The organism is Ulvibacter litoralis (genome assembly GCF_900102055.1).
GTDB lineage: Bacteria > Bacteroidota > Bacteroidia > Flavobacteriales > Flavobacteriaceae > Ulvibacter > Ulvibacter litoralis.
The window spans coordinates 1,006,965-1,030,793 of sequence record NZ_FNBA01000001.1; the positions used below are offsets into that span (position 1 = coordinate 1,006,965).

General features: G+C 38.5%; 16 protein-coding genes. 5 read left to right on the forward strand and 11 right to left on the reverse strand.

The features are described 5' to 3' along the window. Positions 1-65: 65 nt before the first annotated feature. The 8 genes from BLQ00_RS04675 to BLQ00_RS04710 all read right to left on the reverse strand — a co-directional run bounded on the left by BLQ00_RS04675 (position 66) and on the right by BLQ00_RS04710 (position 16,119). A complete protein-coding gene (locus BLQ00_RS04675) occupies positions 66-1,493 on the reverse strand; it encodes an efflux transporter outer membrane subunit (protein WP_093141144.1) in 1,428 nt (475 codons plus the stop codon). 6 nt (positions 1,494-1,499) lie between these two features. Next, entirely contained in the window at positions 1,500-4,637 is a 3,138-nt protein-coding gene (locus BLQ00_RS04680) for an efflux RND transporter permease subunit (RefSeq protein ID WP_093141146.1), read from the reverse strand. A gap of 16 nt (positions 4,638-4,653) precedes the next feature. Then, positions 4,654-5,787 carry an efflux RND transporter periplasmic adaptor subunit gene (locus tag BLQ00_RS04685; protein ID WP_093141149.1) on the reverse strand — a complete coding sequence of 378 codons (1,134 nt, stop codon included), beginning with the start codon at positions 5,785-5,787 and terminating at the stop codon, positions 4,654-4,656. A gap of 13 nt (positions 5,788-5,800) precedes the next feature. Beyond that, positions 5,801-6,298 (reverse strand): GbsR/MarR family transcriptional regulator, encoded by a 498-nt coding sequence (locus BLQ00_RS04690; protein ID WP_093141151.1) that lies wholly within the window; start codon positions 6,296-6,298, stop codon positions 5,801-5,803. Positions 6,299-6,447: 149 nt separating this feature from the next. Continuing rightward, positions 6,448-8,808 carry a penicillin-binding protein 1C gene (gene pbpC / locus BLQ00_RS04695; protein WP_093141154.1) on the reverse strand — a complete coding sequence of 787 codons (2,361 nt, stop codon included), beginning with the start codon at positions 8,806-8,808 and terminating at the stop codon, positions 6,448-6,450. A 132-nt stretch (positions 8,809-8,940) separates the two neighbouring features. Then, positions 8,941-14,532, reverse strand: coding sequence for an alpha-2-macroglobulin family protein (locus BLQ00_RS04700; protein WP_093141156.1), 5,592 nt, complete (start codon positions 14,530-14,532; stop codon positions 8,941-8,943). Positions 14,533-14,747: 215 nt separating this feature from the next. After that, positions 14,748-15,059, reverse strand: a complete 312-nt coding sequence (locus BLQ00_RS04705; RefSeq protein WP_093141159.1) for an antibiotic biosynthesis monooxygenase family protein — start codon at positions 15,057-15,059, stop codon at positions 14,748-14,750. A gap of 1 nt (position 15,060) precedes the next feature. After that, on the reverse strand, positions 15,061-16,119 hold the full coding sequence (locus tag BLQ00_RS04710; RefSeq protein ID WP_093141161.1) for an isoaspartyl peptidase/L-asparaginase family protein: 1,059 nt from the start codon (positions 16,117-16,119) through the stop codon (positions 15,061-15,063). A gap of 193 nt (positions 16,120-16,312) precedes the next feature. Here BLQ00_RS04710 and BLQ00_RS04715 point away from each other — a divergent pair, with 193 nt between their 5' ends. The 5 genes from BLQ00_RS04715 (at position 16,313) to BLQ00_RS04735 (ending at position 20,826) form a co-directional block, all read left to right on the forward strand. Next, complete coding sequence (locus BLQ00_RS04715) at positions 16,313-16,816, forward strand: CAP domain-containing protein (RefSeq protein WP_093141165.1); 504 nt, start codon at positions 16,313-16,315, stop codon at positions 16,814-16,816. Positions 16,817-16,884: 68 nt separating this feature from the next. Continuing rightward, positions 16,885-17,421: a 3-hydroxyanthranilate 3,4-dioxygenase gene (locus BLQ00_RS04720; protein WP_093141167.1), complete on the forward strand. Its 537-nt coding sequence runs from the start codon at positions 16,885-16,887 to the stop codon at positions 17,419-17,421. 138 nt (positions 17,422-17,559) lie between these two features. Further along, positions 17,560-19,113, forward strand: coding sequence for an L-piperidine-6-carboxylate dehydrogenase (amaB, locus tag BLQ00_RS04725; protein ID WP_093141170.1), 1,554 nt, complete (start codon positions 17,560-17,562; stop codon positions 19,111-19,113). A gap of 182 nt (positions 19,114-19,295) precedes the next feature. Then, positions 19,296-20,258, forward strand: coding sequence for an OmpA family protein (locus tag BLQ00_RS04730; RefSeq protein WP_093141172.1), 963 nt, complete (start codon positions 19,296-19,298; stop codon positions 20,256-20,258). Between the two features lie 22 nt (positions 20,259-20,280). Beyond that, the gene (locus tag BLQ00_RS04735) at positions 20,281-20,826 is read left to right on the forward strand and encodes a hypothetical protein (protein WP_093141175.1); all 546 of its coding nucleotides are present in this window, start codon (positions 20,281-20,283) and stop codon (positions 20,824-20,826) included. Positions 20,827-20,872: 46 nt separating this feature from the next. Here BLQ00_RS04735 and BLQ00_RS04740 read toward each other — a convergent pair whose 3' ends face one another. From BLQ00_RS04740 to BLQ00_RS04750, 3 genes are all read right to left on the reverse strand, one after another. Continuing rightward, on the reverse strand, positions 20,873-21,862 hold the full coding sequence (locus BLQ00_RS04740; protein WP_093141178.1) for an acyl-ACP desaturase: 990 nt from the start codon (positions 21,860-21,862) through the stop codon (positions 20,873-20,875). Positions 21,863-21,942: 80 nt separating this feature from the next. Further along, positions 21,943-22,671 (reverse strand): metallophosphoesterase family protein, encoded by a 729-nt coding sequence (locus BLQ00_RS04745; protein ID WP_093141181.1) that lies wholly within the window; start codon positions 22,669-22,671, stop codon positions 21,943-21,945. Then, on the reverse strand, positions 22,664-23,761 hold the full coding sequence (locus BLQ00_RS04750) for a TFIIB-type zinc ribbon-containing protein (RefSeq protein WP_093141184.1): 1,098 nt from the start codon (positions 23,759-23,761) through the stop codon (positions 22,664-22,666). The genes BLQ00_RS04745 and BLQ00_RS04750 overlap by 8 nt, the downstream gene beginning before the upstream one ends. Between the last annotated feature and the right edge of the window lie 68 nt (positions 23,762-23,829).

The window sequence follows — 23,829 nt, forward strand, 5'->3', positions numbered from 1 at the left end:
TCTTTCTTTTAAAAGAATCCCCGTTTGCATTGCTGCAAAACAGGGATACTTATCAACATGAAAAATTATTTCCAACCACCACCAAGGGCTTCATAAAGAGTAACCACAGTGGTTAGTTGTTGTAATTTGCTATCAATTACATTAAGTTCTGCACTTAAGGCGCTTTGTCTTGCTGTTAAAAGATCTAAGTAGGTTGCAAAACCATTGTTAAGTAACTCTTCAGAATTGCTTTCAGCAGCACGTAAAGAGGCAACTTCTTGTTGACGGAAGGTGTATTTTTTAGTTTCCGAGGTATATGCATACAATGCATTTGAAACTTCGTTACCAGCAACTAACAAGGTCTTTTTAAAGTTTAATAAGGCTTGTTCTTGTTGTGCTTTCGCCACTTCAAACTGAGTTCTAATTTTTCGCTGATTAAAAATAGGTTGGGTTAAGCCACCTACTAAATTTGCGAACAACGAATTCGTGTTAAACCAATTGTCTAATGTTAAGCTTTGGAGTCCACCAGATGCGGTAAGCGTTAATGAAGGGTAGAAACTGCTTCTTGCGACGTTGGTTAATTCAAATGATTGCATTAAGTTGTATTCGGCAGCCATTACATCGGGTCTGTTGCCTACTAAAGAAGCAGGAAATCCAGTTTTAATGTCTTCAGAAATAACTTGTGCATCTAATTTGTTGCGTTCAAAATGCTGTGGCGATTTTCCTAATAGAATACTCAAGGTGTTTTCAGTTCTAAAAATAGCTGTTTCAATGTCTATTTCTAACGCTTTTGCATTGTTGTATTGCGCGATGTATTGGTCAACAGCTACTAGAGTTACTTGTCCTGCATCTTTCAATGCTTTAATCGTTTCCACACTTTTTTCGCGTGCCGCAATCGTTTCTCGTGTAATTTCTAATTGTGCATCTAAGGCTACTAATTGATAGTATGAAGCTGCAATGTTTGAAACTAAACTTGTTTTTACTGCCTGATGTGCCGCCACACTTTGTAAGTACGACGCTTGATTTGCACGTTTATTGCTTCTAATTTTTCCCCAAATGTCGGCTTCCCAGGACAAGGTTCCTGAAAGATCAAACTGATCGATATGGTCTTGCCCTAAGCTGCTAAGTAAAGCGCCTTGCTGTCCATTTTCAGAAAAATAAGAGCGAGAAGCAGATGCAGCACCTGTAAGTGTTGGGAAGTACCCAGCATTGGCTTGCTTAACATACGCTTGCGCAGCCGCTATTTGTTGGATTGCAATACGAATGTCGATATTGTTCTCCAATCCTTCTTCAATGTATTGTGTAAGGTACGAATCGTTAAATAAGTTTTTCCACGATACATTCGCGATAGATAAACTATCGGAAGGTAATTGATCGGTTCTATATAAATTTTGAGTTTCTACGACTGCTGGTCGAGTGTACTCTTTTGCTACAAAGCAACTTTGCATCGTCATTGAAATAACGATTACAAGAAGTAATCTAAATAACAGTCTATTTTTCGGTAGTGACTTCATATCTGTTTAGTCTTCTATAGTTTGAATTGCGGGTTTGCTAGAAACTTTTTCTTGCAACCACTGAAATAAGATAAATAAGATTGGAATGACAAAGACTCCTAATAAGGTTCCTATCAACATTCCTCCTGCAGCACCAGTACCAATAGAATTGTTCCCTTCTGCTCCAACTCCTTTAGCTAATACCAATGGCATTAATCCTAAGATAAAAGCGAACGATGTCATTAAAATTGGACGTAAACGTGCTTTTGCACCGTGAATAGCTGCATCAACAATGGTCTCTCCGTTTTTTCGCCGTTGTAGTGCAAATTCGACAATTAATATGGCGTTTTTGGCGAGCAGTCCGATAAGCATGATCAATGCAATTTGAAAGTAGATGTTGTTTTCCAATCCGAAAAATTTAGTACTTATATACGCTCCAAATACACCAAATGGAATGGAGAATACCACAGCAAACGGTAACAAATAACTTTCATACTGTGCACTTAATAAGAAGTACACAAATAAAATACTTAGTATAAAAATGAAGGTTGTTTGGTTTCCTGCACTTACTTCTTCTCGTGTTAATCCAGAATATGCAATGGTATAATTACTGGGTAATTTTGCAACTTCTTCTTCAATCACTCTAATGGCATCCCCTGTACTATATCCGTCGTTTGTAGCACCCGTTATTTTTGTTGAGTTAAATAAGTTGAAACGCGTTACCGATTGCGGTCCATACACTCGTTTTAACGTTACAAACTGTGTAATGGGCGACATTTCACCAGAATCGGTTCGAACATACATATTGTTTAATGCATTAGCATCTGCTCTATCGTCTGGTAACGATTGAATATACACCCTAAATTGTTTCCCAAATTTTGAGAAATCGGAAGCATACACCCCTCCAACATATCCTTGCAAGGTGGAGAAAATACTATTAATTGGCACTCCTTTTTCTTTCGCTAAAGGCACATTAATTTCCATTTCATATTGTGGATATTTTGTGTTGAAAGAAGATTGTGCATATTTAATTTCTGGATGACTCATTAATGCCATCGCAAACTCCTTATTCGCTTGGTCTAAATCTGTAAATTCGCCACCAAACTTATCTAATAAGTTTACTTCAAAACCTGCCGAGTTACCAAATCCACGAATACTTGGTGGTGAGAAAAAGATAATAGTAGCTTCAGGTATGGTCGATGCAACACCAAATAATTTACCTGTAATAGCTTGTGCCGAAAGGGATGGATCTTCACGTTCGTCCCAGTTTTTAAGCTTTATAATTCCGAAACTGTAATTACTACCAGCACCACTAATTAAACTACGCCCTTTAATAAAGTTTACGGCTACAATTCCGTCGATACCATTAATTTTACTGTATAAATCTCTTGAAACAGCATCTGTTCTATCTAACGAAGCACCTGCGGGTAATTCTATATTTGCAAAAATAATCCCTCTATCTTCATTTGGTACAAATCCTGTTGGCGTTGTTTTTGACGCGTAAAAAATTCCTATAACTGCCAAAACTAATAATAAGGCAGGTACCCATTTGCGTTTGTATAAAAACTGAAGTGATTTTCCGTAGCGCTCTACTGTAGCATTAAATCCGCGATTAAAAAGTGTATAAAAACGTTTTAATGGGCTTTTCCCTTTTAACTCTTCATCATCTTTATGTGCTTTTAATAATAGGGCACATAAGGCCGGACTTAAGGTCAAGGCATTTACTGCGGAAATTAAAATCGCAATAATTAAAGTAACTCCAAATTGCTCATAGAATACACCTGTTGGACCAGAGACAAAAGTAACCGGAATAAATACGGCTGCCATTACCAATGTAATAGATATAATAGCGCCAGAAATTTCGTTCATGGCTGTGAGCGTCGCTTTTTTAGGACTCTTTTCTCCTTCATCTAGTTTTGCATGGACGGCTTCTACCACCACAATAGCATCATCTACCACAATACCAATAGCCAGCACTAATGCGAATAGTGTTAACAGGTTAATGGAGTATCCAAAAACACTTAAGAAAAAGAACGTACCTATAATGGAAACTGGAACTGCAATGGCCGGAATCAAGGTAGATCGGAAATCCTGTAAGAAGAGAAATACCACTAAGAAAACCAATAAAAAGGCTTCTAATAAGGTGCTAATTACTTTTTCTATAGAGGCATTTAAAAACAAACTCGTATCGTAAGGAACAAAAACATCCAATCCTTCAGGAAGGTCTTTCTTTACCGATTCTAACGTAGTTTTGATGTTTTCAATAATTTCTCGCGCATTCGAACCTTTGGTTTGGAAAATCCCCATAAATACAGCAGGGTTTCCTTTACTCATAGCATTTGCCGAATACGATTGTGCATCAAGTTCAATGGTTGCAACATCGTTTAAGCGAAGAAACTCTCCGTTTCCTAATGCCTTAATAATAATGTCTCCATATTGTTTTACCTCTTTAAAACGACCACTATACGTTAATGTGTACGAAAATGCTTCTCCGTTATTTTGTCCTAACGATCCTGCAGCGGCTTCTAAGTTTTGCTCCTGTAGAGCGGCTGTAATGTCGGATGGAATTAAACCATAAGCGGCTAATTTCTCTGGCTTCAACCAAACGCGCATCGCATAGTCTTGTTGTGAGAATACACTAACATCTCCAACACCACTAATACGTTGCATTTCTGGAATTACGTTTATTTTTAAGTAATTCTGAATAAACGTAGCATCATACTCATCGTTTTCTGAATACATCGAGATAAACATCAACGCACTTGTTTCTTGCTTTTGAGTGGTTACCCCTGTCTGAATTACCTCTTGTGGCAATAATGGATTTGCTCTTGCAACACGGTTTTGAACGTTTACAGCAGCAATATCTGCATCTATTTCCTGATTAAAATAAACGGTGATTTCGGCAGTTCCGTTGTTAGAAGCTGTAGAAGTGATGTAGGTCATTCCTTCCACACCGTTAATTTGTTCCTCGATAGGAATAATAACACTTTCTAAAACGGTTTCTGCATTGGCTCCTGTATACGATGCCGACACCTTAATTGTAGGTGGAGCAATGTCTGGATACTCCTCTATGGGTAAACTTGATATACTGATAACACCAAGTACAACTATGATAATAGAGATTACTGTTGAAAGAACGGGTCTTTCAATAAATGTTTTTAACATAATGACTGGGTTCTAATTAGTTTTTAAATAATACTTTGATAGGCTTAACGATGCTATCATAGGCTACTTCTTGAGGTGTAATTGGCATCTCATTACGAAGTTTTGCAACCCCTGAAACAATAATTTTATCACCTTCAGCAATACCAGATTCAACAACGTATAAATTATCTACGGTTGCTTTCACTTTAATCATTGTTAAGGCTACTGTATTATTTTCTTTTAATTTGAAAGCCATGATGTTTCCTTGTTGTTCGTAAGTTGCTTGCTGCGGAATCACAATTGCATCTTCATATACCACAGGAATTTGAATTTTTCCACTATTCCCGTTCGTTAACAATTGGTTTGGATTGTCGAAGACAGCTCTGAAGCTTACGGTACCCGTATTTGAATTAATTTGTCCTGAAGAAGTTTCAATTTTTCCTTTTTCTGAATAGGTTTTTCCATTTGCAAGAATCAAGTTCACCTCAGGGTAATTTGCAATTTTTTCTTCTAGGTTTTTTCCTTCGGTATTTTGAAGAAAATCTAAATAATCAGACTCATTCAAAGTGAAAAAAGCATACACTTTTTGAATGTCACTTACAACCGTTAAAGGAGTTTGGTCGTTCGGACTTACCAATGAACCTTCTCTAAATTGAATCGCACCTACATATCCATTCACAGGACTTCGTACGGTTCCATACCCGATATTGGCAGCAACACTGTTATAACTAGCTTTACTTTGAGCTAAATTTGCTTTCGCCGTTTCTAACTGAACAGCACTAATAATGTTTTTTTCTACCAACGGAATCAATTTGTCAACTTCTACTTGAGCTGCATTTACTCGCGCTTTTGCAGCACCTGCATCCTGACTCAACGTTTGCGTTTCTAATTGGAATAAAACTTGTCCTTTGGTAACCTTCTCACCTTCATCTACCAATACTTTCTGAACGTATCCAGAAACTTTAGCCCTTACTTCACTGTTAATGATTCCTTCAACATTGGTAGGATAAGTATTGTATCCAGTTACAGTACTCTTTTGTATTTTGGATACAGGAATAGCGGGTGGTGGTGCTTGTTGCATGGCGGTAGCATTCCCTTCCTTGTTTCCACAACTCACAATAACTAAGAATAAGCTTAGTCCTAGGATAGTATATAATGTAGTGCGTTTCATTTTTTAATTTAATTTAGTAATTCGATTTATTGTCCGTTAATTTTGATCTTAATTCTTCTATGGAAGCACTTGCTTCATCTATAAACTTTATATAATTATCATGAAAATTTAATTCGAATTTTTCCTCTTCTGTTTCATGTGTATTAAAAGCCTCTTTGTAATTTTTAATTTCTAGATGTAAGGACTTTACTTCTTTCCATTCGTTTATCATCGTATCAATATGTTGAACTATCATATCACTATTAATGGTAAAGTATTTTTTACGATCTCCTGTCTTAGTGAAGTACACAATCTTTTTCAAATCTTGTAAATGATTAAGATGTGTGGAAATGGTACTTTTACTTGCACATAAAATAGTCACCATATCCTCAAATGTGGCTCCTTTTTTACCTGTAAGAATTATATAAGACAAAATGCGTGCGGCCACAGGAGCCAACTGCTCTCTGTTTTCTAAATGCACCCCTAGCTTTTCAACCAAGGCCATTTTTTCTTTACAATTATTGTTTTTCATTTTTAAATGATTTTATTAATAATTGGCACACTCAAATAGAGAAACCAATATAAATTCTCTGCAAAGATATTTTTTAGTTCTGAACAAACCGAACTAACCGAAGTTAAATTGATGTTAAATGAATTTAACGTAGATAAATGGTTAGGGTTTTACTTTGAAGCTTGTAGTATTTCCACCTGTTGTTTTACTTCATTTCCTTCCTCGTCGGTTGCTGTGAGTAGGTATATACCAGGTTTAGGCGCGAAAGTGATTTCATGAAAAGTTTCTGTGCTTCCCATGAAAGTAGTGTCTAAATACCAAAAAACAGTAGTTTCTGGAGTGCGGTGTGCAAGTTTAAAAACAACATCGTTCACATTTTCATCAAAAGTTTTCGGAAGTAATATGGTTTCATTTTTCTTCGGAAAGATAAATTCCATTTTACGTTCCCCTTCTTGTAAACATTCCGAAGCAAAACTTGGAAGTGTAATGTATTCAGGATGCAATGGAGCGTAATAGTATTCTAACACAGGAGGCAATGTAAACCAACTTTTCTGCTTCATTTCTGAAAGCGGATAACAGGAGGAGTTTACGCGTTTTTTTTCCGAAGCATTTAAAAAAACAGTTTGATGATACGGACAGCTACTTGTTTTAGTTCCTTCTTTCGGAATCCATTCTGAAGCAACATCTTCACAAAACACACCCGCCAAATAACCACTTTTTTTACACACATTCGCTTCAATAAGTTCGTCATAGGGTACGTCAAACCATTCGCTTTTCGGAAGCGCATCCAAAACATCGAATAAAATTGGTGCCGCAGCTTGTACTCCTGTTAATCCTGGACGCCCTTCTCCATCGGCATTTCCTACCCAAACGCCAATGGCATATTTTGGAGTAACTCCCACTGCCCAAGCATCTTTAAATCCGTAGCTGGTTCCTGTTTTCCAAGCAATGGGTTGCGAATTGCTAAAAAAGCTCCAATTTTCCTCTCCCGTTGGTCTGTTTACCTTTTGAAGTGCTTCTAAGGTATTATAAATAGCACCTGCATTAAATATCGGCGCTACGTTTTTCACGGTTCCAAAATCGCCCGTTTCCCCGTTTATATAAATAGGTTCGATAAACTCAGTTGCTCTATACTCGCTAGAAGACCTATTAAAATAATTTAATGTAGAAGCCATTCCCGCATAGGCTTTTGTGATGTCCCACAACGAACTTTCGGCACCTCCTAAAATGAGGGTCAATCCGTAATGATTCGCAGGCTTTTTTATTTGGCTGAAGTTTAATTCTTGCAGTCTATTATAAAAACGATCCAATCCGTACGACTGAAGCATCCGCACTGCCGGAATGTTCAACGACCGCGATAATGCCTCACTTGCCGGAACAGCGCCGTGAAATTGTTTGTCAAAATTTTCTGGACTGTACCCGTTAACCACGGTAGGAATATCGGCAATTAACGTATTTGGCAACAACTCGCCACTCGACAGTAGTGCCGAAAACAAAAATGGTTTTAAAACACTTCCCGTACTTCTAGATTTAGCGATAATATCTACATAGTTGTTGTTTTCACGCGTGGTAGGCGCATTTCCAACATAGGCCAAAACTTCTCTTGTGTTTACATCCAAAACAAGTACCGCAAGATTGTTAATTTGGTTTTGCCGCAATTGCTTGTGATGCGTTTTTGTAATGTTGTTTATTTTCTTCTGAAGGGAATACAGAACAGTCGTCTCTACACGTTTTCCTCTGTGTTCCTTCCGAATTTTTTCGGTTAAATGCGGTGCGATTTCAGGAAGCGGAAAAGGTTTTCCAGGAAGGTGTTCGTCCAATGCCAAATTGTATGTGGTCTGATCTATTTTTCCTTTCTGAAAAAGCTTCAGAAGCAAACGATCTCTTTTCTCTTTTAAGATAGCTTCATTCTTTCCAGGAAATATCAAAGAAGGTGCATTTGGTAACACCGCCAATGCAGCCGATTGTCCCCAACTTAATTCTGAAGCTGGAATCCCGAAGTACCGCCAAGAAGCCGTTTCAAGTCCAACCACATTTCCGCCGAAGGGCGCATAAGAAGCATAAAACCCAAGAATCTCTTCTTTTGAGTACCCAGCTTCTAAACGAGTTGCTTGCATAATTTCAATCAACTTTTCAGCATAATTCCGTTGTTTATTCTTTCGAGAAATCCGAATCACTTGTTGTGTCAAGGTACTTCCACCACGTCTTTTGTTGGTGGTCATGTTCTGCCATAACGCCTTCGAAATTGAAATCGGATTGAAGCCTGGGTGCCGATAAAAATATTCGTCTTCAAACAACAAAATAGACTGTTCAAAACGATAGGGAACCGAATCCATTTTAGGAAAACGCCACTGTCCGTCGTCGGCAATACGTGCGCCTAACATTACGCCTTCGCTACTTTCCACAACCGTAGCTGTCGGAACCTGAAACAATTCCGAAGGCAAACAAAACAACCATATCGCAAAAAGAATTCCCCCAAAACTAAGTTTGAGTTTGTGCTTTTTGAAGAATGTGGCACTTGTTTTTTTCATGTAGATGATGACTTACATCCTCGCGAAAGGATGTTTAAAATGTATGTTTTTTAGATAGTAAATAGGTCTCGACTGCGCTAACATCCCATCCATAGCTCCCCTTTGAAGGGGAGCTATGGATGGGATGTTTTTTTACTGTTCTACAGTAACCCACATTCCTTTGTTACGGGCATAATAAGTGTTGTCGTACATCGCTTCGGTTTGTGTTCCTGGCAAGTAGTACTTTCCTAAATAAGAAGCATTCAGTTTTACCATAAACACTTTCGTCTTTTTAGCGTCTAGATCGAAGTAGAAATTCACGCGATCGTCTCTAATGTCTGTATAACGTGCATTTCCAGAAGCACCGCCACCAAGCTCTGTAAAGCTTGTGTTTACAATTTCCCAACCACTTGGAAAAATCTTAGTAAGCGCCACATTGCCTACCCAATCGTTAGAGGTGTTTGTAACGGCTACTTTTGCAGTAATTTCAGTTCCTTGACGCAGTTTCGACACATCGATGGCGTTTCCTTTGCCATCAAAATACTCCGATTTAATAGAGAGTTTTCGCTGCTCGGCAAGTTCATCGCCCAATGGGAGCTTTCCTTTTTGCGCCAAGGTAATATAGACAACATTTCCTTTTTTGTTGGTAACACTAACTGTGTTTTGTCCCATGGTAAGTCCTAATTCTCGTTGCGCAATTACACGTTCGGTTTTAACAGTGGTGCTTTTTCCGTCTTTGGTAAAAGTTAACTCCATTGCTTTCCCACCGTTTTTCTGAATCATTTTTCCCATCGCTAACAGTCCGTAGGCAGTTTCTTGGGTGCTATACCAACGTTGAGACGACAATTCTTTCGCTACCGAAACAGCCAATTCACGTTGTCTTGTATCTCCCGTTGCAACCATGGTTTCTAACGCCATCGCTTTATTTCTGAAAGGCGATCCGTACGTATAGTAATCGTAATTTTGAGGGACAAAGTTGATGTTCGCCGTTTTTGAAAGCTCACTGGCGACATTGTTTTTCCCGGCCAACGCATAGGCTGCCGCCAAACGCCATTTGGCATCGTTACTCAAGTTTTTAGACTCTCTAAGACGATTCATGGCAGCCAATTCTGGTTGTCCCGCCAAAGCCAAGGTGTACAAACGGTAGGCTTGAATTAGACTACCGTTGTAACGAGCATCGTTATTTCGCCATTGTCTCGCTTCATTTTTTTGATAGCGCAACCAATTACTCATAAAAGTGATTGGCAATGCATATCCTTTTTGCTTGGCTTCTAGCATAAAATGTCCTGCGTAGTTGGTTCCCCAAGCATCTGCTTGACGTTCTCCCGGCCAATAGCTCAATCCGCCATCGCCACCTTGAAAATGACTTAAGCGTTGAACTGCTGCTTTGATATTCTTTTCAATCTCTTGTTTTTTGTCATACGTAATGTCGAATACTTCGGCTAAATAAAGCTGTGGGAAAGCTCCCGAAGTGGTTTGCTCGATACAACCGTGCGGATAGCGAATTAAGTATTCCATACGTTTTCCAAAGTCCATTGGCGGAACCGTAGAGAATTCTAACGTTGCACCATTGGTTCCTGAAACGCCAAAGGTTGAAAAGTTGAGGGTTTCACTTCCGTTTTCGGTAAGTGTGTATTGCGTTGTTTTTTGTGAAATCGGATTCGGATTTTCCACATCAATTTCTACCGAATATTTTGCAGTTTCGCCATTTCCAGAAACAGAAACATCAATGGTTTGAAACGCTGTTGAAGGCAATACTTCAAAATCGAAATTCACGATTTGTTCGCCAGGTTCATCAAACGTAATTGTTTTTGAAACGCCATTTAGTGGTTTTAACGCAGTTCCTAATTGTAACGAAACTGTAGCTGTTTTCACCTTTTTTTCCATCGCAAAAACCGTGACTGGTAACGTAACTATTTCGCCAGGCGATAGTTTTCTAGGCAATGAAGCCAATACCATTAAGGGTTTGCGAACAGGCGTAGTTTTATCTGCACTTCCATAAGCGCTTTTTGAATTTTCACCAGCAATCACCATGGTTCTTACCGATCCAATATAGTTTGGCATTGTAATTTTATGTTGCGCTTTTTGCCCTGCTTTTAAGGTAAAAGGCCCTAAATACTGCACCACAGGCTTAAAGCGATCTGCTTTTCGGTTTTTAGCACCCGCAGCTGCGTCACCACCACCAATCGCATAAATATTATCCACGCTTCCCGAATACGCACCAATTACATAATCGTACATGTCGAAAGTTTTAACACCCAAGGCTTCACGCGTATAAAATGCATTGTGAATTTTTGGAGTTATATAACGGGTAAGATCTAGTAAACCTTCATCGACCATGGCGATGGTATAGGTCATTGGTTTTTTATTTTCTTCGGAAACGGCTACTGTAAAAGTCTCTTCTGGTTTTAATACGTCGGGCATTTCTAACTTCGGAAGCAGCACCGTTGAAGGATTTTCTACCAAGAGAGGAATGACACCGTACAGACGAATCGGTAAATCGTTTTTGGTTTGCGCGTGCGGCTGAAGCAGCGAAATATTGACATAAATATTAGGTGCCATGTCTTTGGTAATCTTGACAGTGGCTTTTGTTTCGCCTTTTTTAGTTTCAATCCATTGAGTGCCTAACACTTCAGTACCATTTTCAATACTAAGTAGTGCGCGTCCTTCACTTCCTGAAGGGAAAGTAATTACCGCTTCATCGCCTACATTGTATTTTTCTTTATCTGCAGAAAACACCAACATTTTAGAGCTTTCTGAACTTCCGTCATTAGGAGCTTTCCACCAGTTTCTGTAAAAATAAGTTATGCGTCCTGTTGCGTGTCCGCTTTGCTTGTCGATAACGCGTATCAAGTAACGACCGCCTTCTTCTTCAGGAATATTCACCGTGAAATCTGAAGTTCCATTCGAGCCAGTAGTCACCGAAAACTCTTTTACAGGACGGTGTACCGTTGCATTTTCGTACCGTGATAAGTTATCGCTTCCGCGATTCCACCACCAGCGCCATTCAATTTTAAAAACTTTTACATCCAATTGTCGTCCTGGACTTGCGTTTCCTTGCGCATCAACAGAAGCGACCTTAAACACGGTGTTTTCATCTGTAAAGTACGAACCGTATCGATGTGCTTCAGGAGAGCGCAATCCAACAAAATGACTGTAAGGAGCGAGGTTTTTAGAAAACACATCCAGAGAAAAGTCACCACCACCTTCAAACACTTTGGTTAAAAATGTAGCGCGTAGCATTCCTGGAGCTTTCTCGCTGAGGTCAATTTTTTTATTGAAAGTTACAGCACCTTCCGAAGATAAGTTTGTTGCAATAATTGGAATTTCTATTTCACTAAACGACCGAATAGGATCGTTGAACACATACTTTTCAAACTTTGGAAAGGCTGTATTTGTAGCACGAAGTGTAGCATCCATTTCAATTTTCAGATTCCGAGCAGGCGCACCGTGTAACCAGAGTCCGTTGGCAGTTCCTTTAATTGCTTTGCTAGCATCTAAAATTTCATCTTCAAAATCGAGCTTTATTTTCAGTCGGTTGGGTTTTATGGTCGCTACTTTAATAGATTCCGAAAATTGAACGCCACCAACAGTTACGGTTGCATTCCAGTTTCCTGTTGGTGCAGAAGCTTCCGTGGTAATTGGGAAATAGTAAAACCCATCTTGAATCTGCCCGTTTACCGTAGTACTTTCCGAAGCAGACAAAACGGTACGTTGTACTAATTTTCCGCGTGCATCGGTAACCTCTAATTTTACGGGATGATTTTTAGGCAACGGATTGGCAACATCGTTCAGCACAAAAGTTAAATGAATTGAATCTCCAGGACGATAGGCACCTCTTTCGGTGTACATAAACCCTTTAAGTCCTTTTTGTAGTTGCTTTCCAGAAACATTAAAATTACTAAGTGAAAGCGCATTTCCATCTTCTAATTTGGTATAGGCGAAGTTTCCATTTTTTTGAGCTACTGCGAAGGCAATTGATTTGCTGCTGTCGTAAATAGCAAACCCTTCAGCGTCTGTCGTAACCGTTTCTATAAACTGTTGCTGAAAGTTATATAGTTTGATTTTAGCACCACTTTCAGGTTGGGTGGTTAATAGGTTGTTGGTTACGAAATGGAACGATTTGTTGTTTCCTTTTTTAACGATGAGACCTAAATCGGAACCTAATACATTGGTCGAAGCAAACCTATCTTCAGAGTAATACGCATCGTGACAGGGGTTGTCTTGTTGCCTCCAGTTGTAGGTTGTTCTACGCCAGTTGTACAATTCGTTATCCCAATAGCGTTCTTCACGTTCGTCTTCATCGCTGTCGGTACTAGTAGTAGAAGCTTCTTCGTAATACATGTCGTCATAATACTCATCTTCGTCTTCCTCGGTAGTTTCCGAAGTGCTTACAGAACAATCATAATTAATATATTCCTTTTTAAAACTTAGTTCTACACGGTATAAAGCGCCTGGATCTGCGTTGAAGAATTCAGATAAATTAATAGCGTGTGCTTTCCACAAGCCGTTATTTTCCATTCCTTTATTCTGAAGGGAAATCGTTTTTTTGGCGATTCGTCTTCCAACAGGCTTTAAGTTATACGAGCTTGAGTTGTCTAGGTTTGATGATTGTAAAAACTGAAGCACATTGTCTTCAAATATTTTAATAACGCGTACATCTACTTCGGAAAGGTTTACAGCTTCGAAATAAAGGGGTGTGCTTGCAGCATTTGGCAGAATTACCCCTTTTGAAAGCAAGCGAACGGCGGGTTTTAATTGCTCAAACGAAATAAGTTCTGAAAATTCCTTTTTCAATTTGAAGCCTTCCGTATTTTTAATTCCGTTAAACAGTGTTACACGTACGTTTCCAATAATGCGATTGGAAGGATAGACATGAAGCACATTTCCATCGACATCAAAACGAAGATTTTCTGCGCCTTCAATTGTTACCAACCCTGCAAAATTTTGATTTTCTTGAATCGGGTCTGAAAAGTTAATCGACAAAGAAGCTTGAGGGGCTGCTGTGCTTTTTACGTTTACAACGGTGAAATTGTTTTGTCCTGGGATATCGAGTGTGTTTTCACCTTTAGCGTCGGCTTTAATTGCTTTTCCGTCCCACGAAACAGTTATTTTACTGTCTTCAACCGAACGCTGAATGCTATCGATCACGAAATGAAAGTACATGGCATCGGTACTTTCCGAAGGCCAAGTAACAGAAAGGTTTTTTCCGTTTTGAGAGGCGTTCATCAGTTGTTTGGCTTTTTCTGAAGAGATAATATCGCTGGTTTCAATAACCCCTTCAATAAATTGCCACTTTTTGTCGTACGACTGAAGGTTTCCGAGGTTTAGCTTGAAATTAGGTGCAATGGTTTTAAAGCTGAAAGTGTAGTTTTTGAATTCATTAGAAATGTCTTCGTACAATTTGCTCAATTTTACCGTAACGCGATATTCAGTATCGGCTTCTAGGTGTGTGGTAGGTTGAAATAAGAGGGTTGTACCGTTCTCTATGGTTAGTTTTCCTTCCGTTTTCGGACTTATTTGAAGGTATTCGGAAGGGATTTCTTGGGTAATTTCAAATTGCGTTAATGGTTTTGATAGTTCGATGCGAATAGGGTCAGCAATCGATTTGTTTCCGTAGGAATTAAACGAAATGTACTCTTTAAATTTAAAAAGGTTGTCAGTTTCGGAAGAATCATTTTTTTTGGTACATGCAGCAATAGCAAGGAATAGAATTAGAAATAGAAGGCGTTGAGCGGTTTTCATGAACGATGGTTTTAACAAGATTAAAAGTACAGTAAAATGTAATGTTTGCCAATACCAAGTCAGATTCAATTTTCCTACGTATCAAGGAAATGAATGACTAACTTTAAGAATTAAGGGAGGGAGATATTAGTTTTTTAACGGCGTAATTTCCAGTATGGTATATGTGTTTTTAACATTTAGCAATAGTTTAACAAAAAGTGTGTTCACATCAGGGTTTAAAATTCATCTGCAAAAAACTCATACGCACGCTCTACTTTACAGATTCTTACTTTGTACCATTGATACCATTTGGTTTTTCCTGTTTCTTGTACTTTCAAATGGTCTAGGTTGGCTTTCCAATTTTTAATGGCTTCCAAAGATTCCCAATAACTGACTGTTATCCCAAGAGAGTCACGAGCACTTTCAATTCCGAGAAACCCAGGTTGTTGTTTGGCAAGTTTTTCCATGGCAATAGCGGTTTCTTGATACCCCTCGGTCGTTTCAGAAAGAAGGGATGTGAAAATAACAGCGTAGTAATCTTGTTTCATATTAGTCTTTATAGATTTTAATGGTGAGCTCTCCTTGTGCATTTATATGTGCTCTGTACATTCCGGCAGTATTAAATTCCATCGCAATGTTTCCTTGGTTATCAATACCGATAATACCGCCATCGCCTCCAAGCGCGGGCACTTTTTCTTGAATTACGATTCTTGCGGCTTCTTGTAAAGTAACACCTTTATATTCCATCATGGCAGAAATATCGTGCGCCACCATCGCACGGATAAAATATTCGCCCCATCCTGTTGAGGAGATGGCACAAGTTGCATTGTTGGCATAGGTTCCTGCGCCTATTATAGGAGCATCTCCAATTCGGTTCCACCGTTTATTGGTCATACCTCCTGTTGAGGTTCCAGCAGCGAGGTTTCCGTGTTTGTCTAACGCAACGCAGCCTACGGTTCCAAACTTTGAGTCCTTACTATAGGGATCGTCAAAAGATACACTTACTGCTTTGTTTTTTTCGCGCTCTTTTACTTTTTGTAACGATTGATATCTTTTTTCAGTGTAGAAGTAAGAAGGGTCTACTAATGAAAATCCTTGTTCTTCAGCAAATGTTTCAGCGCCAACACCACTTAACATAACGTGTGGCGAATCGTTCATGACAGAAAGTGCAAGGTCAATGGGGTTTTTAATTCTAGTTACTCCAGCAACAGCACCAGCGTTCAATGTCGCTCCGTCCATCACAGAGGCATCTAACTCATTTTTTTCGTCGTGTGTAAAAACAGCGCCTTTTCCAGCATTAAATAAAGGAGTGTCTTCTAGAACATTAATTGTTTTGGTTACAGCTTCCATGGCTGTACCACCACCTCTTAAAATTTCGTCTCCTATAAGAATGGCTTCCTTTAATTTTTCCTTATAAGCATTTTCAAGCGAATCACTCATGTTTTTTTTTAGTAAAGTACCTGCTCCTCCGTGAATTACAATGCCATGCATTTCGTCGATTTTTTGCAGTTCACTTGTAGGAATTGTCGTTCTCGATGTTGTTTTTGTATCATTTTTACAGCTGAAAAGCACAAAAAGTCCGATTAAAAGTGTTAAAATTTGTTTCATGAGTAATTTTTTTTAAGTTTTTATAATCTGCCGTCAACCTCAGTAAAATAAGCGCTTGTAGGAATTATTTTGTAAGAAAATAACATATAAAATCCGATTAAAGACACAAATAATTAGATAAACGGTTTTTTAAGTAAGAAATTTCCCTATATTTGAATCAACATCATGCCCCAAATTTGATGCCCCCCAAATTATGAGACTACTTAAACTTAACCTACTTGTTTTATTCGTATTATTAATGGCAACATCTTGTCAAAAAGATGAAAGCTTTACTTCTGAAGAAGCAAATTATTCAATTGATCTTAATCTAGCAAATGAAAATGACTGGGACTTAGCAAATGAGATTCTAGTTTTGGTAAATGAGCATAGAGCAACCTTAGGATTAACACCTATTGAAAAAGATCCACAATTCGCTTCTGCATATGCGGTAGATCACTCTAACTATATGATTGAGCAAAACAGAATTAATCACGATAATTTTGGTGTTCGTGTAAAAGCATTAAAAGATAATGGAGCTGAAACTGTTGCTGAAAATGTAGCGTATGGGTACAATACAGCAGAAGATGTTGTAAATGCTTGGTTAAACAGTGAAGGACATAGAGGAATAATTGAAGGAAGATACACTCATTCTGGATTTGGTGTTATTAGAACAGACAAAAACACCTACTATTTCACACAACTTTTCTACAGAAAGTAATAGAAACATAACTTTTTATTTTAAAGCATTTGCCTTATTTTTACGTACACACTCGTAAAAATAAGGCAATGTCAATTAAAAAACCCTTCAATCTTACCAAATGGATTGCAGAAAACCGCGATTCTCTTAAACCTCCCGTTGGAAATAAAAACTTGTACGTCGATTCTGGCGATTATATTGTTATGATTGTTGGAGGGCCTAATGCGAGAAAAGACTATCATTATAATGAAACGGAAGAGTTATTCTATCAATTAGAAGGGACGATTCAAGTTATTATTCAAGAAAACGGAGAACGTCGCGTCATGGAACTAGGACCTGGCGATATGTATCTTCATCCTGCAAAAACACCACACTCGCCTGTGCGTGGTGAAAATTCTATCGGACTCGTAATAGAGCGTAAAAGGTCGGGACAAGGCTACACCGATGGCTTGCTTTGGTTTTGCGACAATTGCAACCATAAACTACACGAAGTTTATTTTGAATTACACGATGTAGAAAAAGACTTTCTACCACATTTCAAAAATTTCTACGCTTCAGAAGCAAATAGAACCTGCGATAAGTGCGGTACGGTCATGGAAACCGACCCTCGATTTGTAGCAGATTAATTCAGTTTCAAAATAAAAATTCTCATAAATAAGGTGCTTATTATAGGTGCTTCGGAAAGAGCCGCGCTTTGGTTTTAATTTCGTAGTAGAATATGTACCTTTGCACTCAATAATTTACGAATAAAAAAACACATATATATGTCTAGCATAGCAACATCCTTTGGGATTGAAAAAGCATTAGAACAACTTGGAATTAAAGAAGTTAATCCAGGAACTTCCACCGGAAACGAATGGTTTTCAGGAGCGGAAACAATTTCATCATTTTCTCCTGTTGACGGAAAACTGATTGGAAAAGTTACTGTTACTACAAAAGAAGATTACGAAAAAGTAATGGAGTCGGCGACTGCTGCTTTCAAAAGCTTTAGAACAATTCCTGCTCCACAACGTGGCGAAATAGTACGTCAGTTTGGAAACAAATTAAGAGAGTTGAAAGAACCATTAGGAAAGTTAGTTTCTTACGAAATGGGGAAATCACTTCAAGAAGGGTACGGAGAGGTTCAAGAAATGATCGATATCTGTGATTTCGCAGTAGGATTATCAAGACAATTAAACGGACAAACAATTCCTTCAGAACGTCCAGGACATGTAATGAGAGAACAATGGCATTCATTAGGAGTGGTAGGGATTATCTCTGCATTTAACTTCCCTGTGGCTGTTTGGGCATGGAACACAGCATTGGCATGGGTTTGTGGCGATGTATGTGTGTGGAAAGCTTCTGAAAAAGCACCTCTTTGCTCAGTAGCTTGTCAAAACATTATCGCTGCCGTTTTAAAAGAAAATAACTTACCAGAAGGAATCTCTTGTATTATCAATGGAGATTACAAAGTAGGTGAAATGATGACTAGCGACACTAGAATCCCATTAGTTTCTGCAACGGGTTCTACACGAATGGGTAGAATTGTTGGTGCGCAAGTAGCACAACGTTTCGGAAAGTCTCTTTTAGAGTTAGGAGGAAACAATGCAATTATCATCACACCCACTGCCGATTTAAAAGTAGTGGTGCCAGGAGCTGTTTTTGGAGCTGTTGGAACGGCCGGTCAACGTTGTACTTCAACAAGAAGATTGATTATTCACGAATCTGTTTATAATAAAGTAAGAGACGCTATCGTAGGTGCTTACGGACAAATAAAAATTGGAAATCCATTAGACGAAAACAATCACGTTGGGCCTCTTATCGATAAAGATGCAGTAAACATGTACTTAAACGCAATTGAAAAAGCGAAAGCGGAAGGCGGAAAAGTACTAATTGAAGGTGGTGTTGTTGAAGGAGAAGGTTTTGAAAGTGGTTGCTACGTAAAACCAGCAATTATTGAAGCTGAAAATCATTATGAAATCGTACAACACGAAACATTTGCACCTATTTTGTATTTAATGAAATACAGTGGAGATGTTGAAAATGCTATCGATATGCAAAATGGTGTTGCACAAGGATTGTCTTCTGCAATCATGACGAATGAAATGAAAGAAGCAGAGAAATTCTTATCCTATGCAGGTTCAGATTGTGGTATTGCCAATGTAAATATTGGTACTTCCGGAGCTGAAATTGGAGGCGCTTTTGGTGGTGAAAAAGAAACTGGTGGCGGACGTGAGTCTGGATCAGATGCATGGAAAGTGTACATGAGAAGACAAACCAATACAGTGAACTACTCAGACGAACTACCTTTAGCTCAAGGAATTAAATTCGATTTGTAGTATTTACAAAAAATAAATTTTTAAGAACCCGTCGGAAGAAAAGTCTTTCGACGGGTTTTTTGTTTCGTAGAACGAAAAAAAATAGCCATACTCCCTAACTGCTTAAAAATCAATATTTTCGCGGTATTTTTTTCCTCATTATTTCCTATCTTGAGGGACATTAACCATTAATCAACCGCCAAATGAGTAAAAAAACACAATACCTTTTGGGTATTTTGCTTACCATTATTCTTGGAACGTATTTTTATTGGACGCTTTGTTGCAGTCAATGTTCGAGTGCTACAAACACCACAGAAATAGTACAGGAAGCTGAAGCAGAATCGCAAGAGTCAACAACCGTTTCAGCACCAATTCCCACTCCTGTAGCCACACGGAATGCTTTTGCCATTACCGACGCCAACGGAGCTTTTTCTTTTACAAGTACTGATAATTTTAATTTTGAAACATCAGGATTTACACCGCTTTCTCCCATTGCTTCCGAAATTGATGCCGGAATAGCGAAACTGCAAACGTATCTTTCAGAAAATAAAAACAAGTCGGTAGCCATTACGGGACTCTTTACTTCTTCTGAAACCAATACGTCTGCGTTTCCAAATTTAGGAATTGCACGAGCCAATGCCGTTAAAAACTATATGGTGTCTAAAGGTCTTTCTTCAAAACAGTTAAATACCTTCGGAAAACTTTCAGATGAATTAATTCCTGAAGGAACCATTTATAATGGTCCGTTAGAATACACTATTGCCACGGCAGATGAAGCTACAGCGGAAGCTTCCGAAGAAGAATTGAAAGCCTTAAAAGCAAAAATTAAAGCCAATCCATTGGTACTGTATTTTGCTTTTGGAGAAAATAGCATTGATCTTTCCGAAGCACAACGTCAAAAAATCGCCGATATCGCGACTTATTTAGATAAGGTTGACGATGCTTCCGTTTCTGTGATAGGACATACCGACAATGTTGGGTCGGGTAGTGCTAATCTGCAAATGGGGCAAGAGCGTGCCAATTTTGTAAAAGATTACCTTGTTACAAACGGAATTCCTGAAACTAAAGTTAAGGCGGGTTCTCGAGGTCCAGATCAACCCATTGCTTCAAATAATACGGAAGCAGGACGGGCTAAAAATCGGCGGACAGTAATTTCATTAAAATAAACTAAAACTAAAATCAAAACATATGAACTGGTGTATATTAATTCCATTGCTAGTAGGCCTTATAAGTGCATACCTCGGGTATTTAATTGGAAAATTAAACTCAAAGAACGATGCAAAACCCTCTGGCGATATTGAGCTTTGGCGCAAGAAAAACATTCAATTAGAATCTGAATTAGCAGCTTGTAAATCGAAACTTTCGGCGGGCGCAGGAAATGTATCTTCTTCTTCAACAGCTTCGTTTGCCGCAGCAGCAACGGCAGCTCCTGTTGTTTTTAATGCTTCTGCAGCCAAGGCTATCTTTGGAAAAACAATTAAACAAGACGATTTAACTGTGGTAGAAGGAATAGGTCCTAAAATTAGAGATTTGTTTCATTCTAACAATATTAAAACGTGGAAAGCACTTTCAGAAACAAGTGTAGATCGTTGTAAGGAAATATTGAAAAGTGGTGGCGAACGTTTTTCTGTTCACAATCCTGGAACTTGGCCACGGCAAGCTAAAATGGCCTATGAAGGAACCTGGCAAGTACTTTTAGATTGGCAAAACGTACTCGATAAAGGAAAAGAGTAGAATGAGAAAAGGGTGTTTAAAACTAATTTAAACACCCTTTTTTATGCTATAAAAGTCCGTTCGCTTCTACCCATTTAAACTTAGCGCTATCTTTTGGAATTGCAATTCGCTCTGCAATTCGAGACATACGCGAAGGCAGTTTCATTAAATAATCTCGTGCTTTTTCGGCATCGTCGGTTAGTGATGTCATTTTATCAATTTTCCAATAGTCGTTTAGTTTTTCAAGAATATCGATATAATCGAAGGTCGTGTACACTCCTAAACGTTGTCCTGCATTTGAAAAGTTTTCGAAAGCACTTGCAATATCTTCTCCAGATTCACGTAAAAACTGAGCAGGCATTACAATTTTTTTCTTCATCATATCTTGAAAAGCCAGCATCATTTCGCTTGGGTCGTATTCAAAAATAATTTTTACAAACTCGCGGTATGCCAAATGGTGTCTCATTTCGTCACCAGCAATCATGCTACACATTTTGCTGAGCATTTTATTCCCTTTTTGTTTGGCCAATTGTCCAACGCGCTTGTGCGAAATATTGGTCGCTAATTCTTGAAAACTTGTATATACAAAGTTTTTATAAGGATCGCGTCCTGTTCCAATATCAAAACCGTCGTTAATTAAGTATTGGGTGGTTTTTTCAACTTCTTTCATGTCTACCCTTCCAGAAAGGTATAAATACTTGTTTAAAGTATCTCCATGACGATTTTCTTCTCCAGTCCAATGGCGTACCCATTTAGACCATCCGTTTTGTCCTACTTGATCTACCCCTTCCACATCCATAAGCCAAGATTCGTAAGTTGGTAATGCTTCTTCAGTCACCATATCACCTACTAAAACAACCCAAAAGTCGTAACTAAGTTCTTTTGCTTCTTCTCTAATTTGAAGAATTTTCTCCATATAATCGTCTCCTTGTAAATTAGGGAGCAAGTCGGTCGGCTGCCAGATGTCTTCTACAGGGATTAAATATTTATCTACAAAACTATCAATCGATTTTTCGACCGTTTGCATTACTTCTAGACGTATGTTTTTTAGTGCCATAATATAAAAACTTAGGTTGAAATTGTACAATACCTATTCAAAGATAAGGAGAAGGAACTTGCTTTTTCTTAAATCTCTGTTTAATTTCTACCTTTTTCGTTAGGATAGAGTGTGTAAACGGGGTCACTCTGCCAATATTTCTTACTATCTACTTCAAGTATCGTTAAAGGACCTTTAAACGCGGCACCTGTATCGAGGTTCCAGACATTGGCAAAATTAACGGGTATTGTTTCTCCAATTCGAGTGACCGGAGTATGGCCGATAAAAATCTCTTTAAAATGAAGTAGTCTTTTAGGGTATTTTGGATGGTTTATTGGAAGGGAAGCGTCTAAGCTGCATACTAGTTCCCACAGGGTTCGATCCCAATACACCATTTTTTCAAAAAACTCATGGGCAGGTCCTTTTTGATTTGTAAATCCAGCGTGTACGTACAATCTATTTTCGTCATCGATGTAGTAATTCTGTAATCCTTCAAAAAAGGAAAGATGTTTTTTTAAAGATGCTTCGGAAAGTTTTTCGTAACTATTTTTGCTTGCTGCTCCGCCATGGGCCAACCAAGTATCGTTATTGTCTTGTGTTGTTAGAAAATTATAAAGCAGTTCTTCATGATTTCCGCGGAGAAAAATACAACGGTGTGTTTCAGAAAAATTTAATAAAAAAGAAACCGTCTCGGCACTTTCACTCCATCCATCTACATAATCTCCTAAGAAAATATATAAATCGTCTGAAGCTTTCGGAATTTTACTTACTACTTGTTGTAATGCTTTTAATCCGCCATGAATGTCTCCAACTATATAGGTTTTATGCATCTTTTGAAACGTAAACGATGATTGATATTACGATGAGAATTGCCAAGACTAAGAAAAATATTTTCCAAAAAGAATACGGTCGTTCTCCAGTTAACGCACCTGTTTGTCCGTTTACAAAAAAGTTGTAACGCTTTCCTTTAAAAACATAGGTGCTCACAAACATTGGAAGTAAAATGTGCTTAAAAGTTTCGTCGCGCAGTCGCATGTTAATGGACGAGACGCGTTGCGTGTCGCCTCCAATATCTCGGCAGGCCCATCGTGTAGCAATATTTCTTGCCTCTTTATTGGCTTCTAAATGTCCCTCTTTTAAGGGTATTGTATATTTTTCGGTGACAAAACCTGCTAAAAAACTACTGTCAAACGGTTGTAATTGCTTTAAATCCCAAAGTGCCACTGCTTTTGGGATGATCCCTGATTTTTGTTTGGAGGCTTTAATCAATGTGTCGTCTACAAAACCACTAATGGAACCACTTGCAGGACTCCAACGGGTTCTTCGTTCGCGGCGACTGCTTCGTTGCCCCTTGCTATTGGTGTACGATACAGTTACATAATAATAGTCACCTCGTTGCCCAGTATAATCGGCAGCTAATTGTGCGTCAAACGTCCAATAGGGACAGTACAATCCTTTTGTATTTTGAGGATCAATGGCTGCTTTTTTTAGATTGTTAGGTGCAAACCACAATCCGTTGACCCATTTTTTGAAAATAAGATGTGCTTTTTTCTGATCGATTTGAAAAGGCAAAACGGCTCCAGGTAGAATCCAATCTTCTTTGTAGGCGTCTTCAATAATAAGCGGCATGGTGCAATAGACACAATGAAGCGATTTGTAGTTTTCTTCCACGTGCTGATTGGCACCACAATTTTTACAATGTAACATCGTAATCTCTTCGCTATGCGATTGAGAGCCCATTTCGTTGAGATACTTTTCGAGCGCTAACTCTTGAAGGTTTTTTTCTGAAGGCGTAATTTGTTCTGTGTGCCCACAATACCCACAATTTAATTCGGTTGTTCCTGGGGCATAGGTAAGTGCTGCGCCACAATTGACGCAGGATTTTTTTTGTAAGGATTCTTGGACAGGACTATCCTCCATGAACTATTAATTTTTTAATACGATTTCAAAAGCTTTCTACGACACGTTTTGTCAAGCTCAGGGTGACA

Excerpts from the sequence above, each read along its gene's own strand:
- BLQ00_RS04680 (WP_093141146.1), bottom strand. The coding sequence starts at position 4,637 with ATGTTAAAAACATTTATTGAAAGACCCGTTCTTTCAACAGTAATCTCT.
- BLQ00_RS04720 (WP_093141167.1), top strand. The coding sequence starts at position 16,885 with ATGTCAATTAAAAAACCCTTCAATCTTACCAAATGGATTGCAGAAAAC.
- BLQ00_RS04745 (WP_093141181.1), bottom strand. The coding sequence starts at position 22,671 with ATGCATAAAACCTATATAGTTGGAGACATTCATGGCGGATTAAAAGCA.
- BLQ00_RS04705 (WP_093141159.1), bottom strand. The coding sequence starts at position 15,059 with ATGAAACAAGATTACTACGCTGTTATTTTCACATCCCTTCTTTCTGAA.
- BLQ00_RS04690 (WP_093141151.1), bottom strand. The coding sequence starts at position 6,298 with ATGAAAAACAATAATTGTAAAGAAAAAATGGCCTTGGTTGAAAAGCTA.
- BLQ00_RS04740 (WP_093141178.1), bottom strand. The coding sequence starts at position 21,862 with ATGGCACTAAAAAACATACGTCTAGAAGTAATGCAAACGGTCGAAAAA.
- BLQ00_RS04735 (WP_093141175.1), top strand. The coding sequence starts at position 20,281 with ATGAACTGGTGTATATTAATTCCATTGCTAGTAGGCCTTATAAGTGCA.
- BLQ00_RS04710 (WP_093141161.1), bottom strand. The coding sequence starts at position 16,119 with ATGAAACAAATTTTAACACTTTTAATCGGACTTTTTGTGCTTTTCAGC.
- BLQ00_RS04700 (WP_093141156.1), bottom strand. The coding sequence starts at position 14,532 with ATGAAAACCGCTCAACGCCTTCTATTTCTAATTCTATTCCTTGCTATT.
- amaB (WP_093141170.1), top strand. The coding sequence starts at position 17,560 with ATGTCTAGCATAGCAACATCCTTTGGGATTGAAAAAGCATTAGAACAA.
- BLQ00_RS04685 (WP_093141149.1), bottom strand. The coding sequence starts at position 5,787 with ATGAAACGCACTACATTATATACTATCCTAGGACTAAGCTTATTCTTA.
- BLQ00_RS04750 (WP_093141184.1), bottom strand. The coding sequence starts at position 23,761 with ATGGAGGATAGTCCTGTCCAAGAATCCTTACAAAAAAAATCCTGCGTC.
- BLQ00_RS04675 (WP_093141144.1), bottom strand. The coding sequence starts at position 1,493 with ATGAAGTCACTACCGAAAAATAGACTGTTATTTAGATTACTTCTTGTA.
- BLQ00_RS04715 (WP_093141165.1), top strand. The coding sequence starts at position 16,313 with ATGAGACTACTTAAACTTAACCTACTTGTTTTATTCGTATTATTAATG.
- BLQ00_RS04730 (WP_093141172.1), top strand. The coding sequence starts at position 19,296 with ATGAGTAAAAAAACACAATACCTTTTGGGTATTTTGCTTACCATTATT.
- pbpC (WP_093141154.1), bottom strand. The coding sequence starts at position 8,808 with ATGAAAAAAACAAGTGCCACATTCTTCAAAAAGCACAAACTCAAACTT.